Origin of the sequence: Pyxidicoccus fallax (genome assembly GCF_012933655.1) — a bacterium.
Lineage (GTDB): Bacteria > Myxococcota > Myxococcia > Myxococcales > Myxococcaceae > Myxococcus > Myxococcus fallax.
In genome coordinates this window covers 1-719 of sequence record NZ_JABBJJ010000749.1, presented here as the reverse complement: position 1 = coordinate 719, position 719 = coordinate 1, and the positions used below count along the sequence as shown (strand labels likewise).

Sequence of the window (719 nt, the reverse complement as noted above, 5' to 3'; positions counted from 1 at the left end):
CCCGCCCGGAAGCGCCGCACCAGGTCCCCCAGCAGCGCCGCGAGGAGCAGCAGGTCGTTGACGTTGTGCTCCAGCACCGGCGTCAGCGCGGAGCCGTCGCCGCCGCGCAGGAAGCGGAAGTACAGCTCCGGGATGAGCGCGCCATCCACGTCCCCGATGCGGCGGTGCCCGAGGACCTGCTCCTCCAGGTGCACCAGGCGCGCGCCGGCCCCGCGGTGCTTGAAGACGCGACGCGCGCAGTGCAGCAGGTCCAGGTGCGGCAGCTCGGCGGGCGCGGGCACGCGGTTGAGCACGAAGCGCGTGCGCAGGAGCGGCCAGTCGAAGCTCTTGCCGTTGAAGGTGACGAGGCAGGAGGAGTGGGCCATGCGCTCGGCGAGGACACGCAGCATGGGGGCTTCCTCGCCGAGGCGGCGGAGGAAGAGCTGGTGCACGCGGAGCGAGCGTCCCTCGAACCAGGCCAGCCCCACGAGGAAGGGCACCGTGCCCGTGCCGCCCGCGAGGCCGGTGGTCTCCGTGTCCAGGAAGAGCATCCGCTGGAAGTCCACGCCCGCCAGGTCCGCGTGCAGCGCGAGGCTGGCCACCAGCGAGCCCTCCACGTCCAGCGCCCCGGCCAGCGGCGCGGAGCCGTGGTGGTGGTCCGGCGGCAGCACACGCTCGGACACGTGCACGGTGCCGTAGGCCGTGGCGCGGGGCTCCACGGGCAGCGGGCCGGGCGGTGG

Annotated in this window: 1 protein-coding gene; it reads right to left on the bottom strand. The window is 74.4% G+C overall.

The annotated features are described in order from the left end of the window. A partial coding sequence (locus HG543_RS53975) for a ribonuclease H-like domain-containing protein (RefSeq protein ID WP_169352717.1) occupies nt 1–719 on the bottom strand: 719 nt, incomplete at both ends.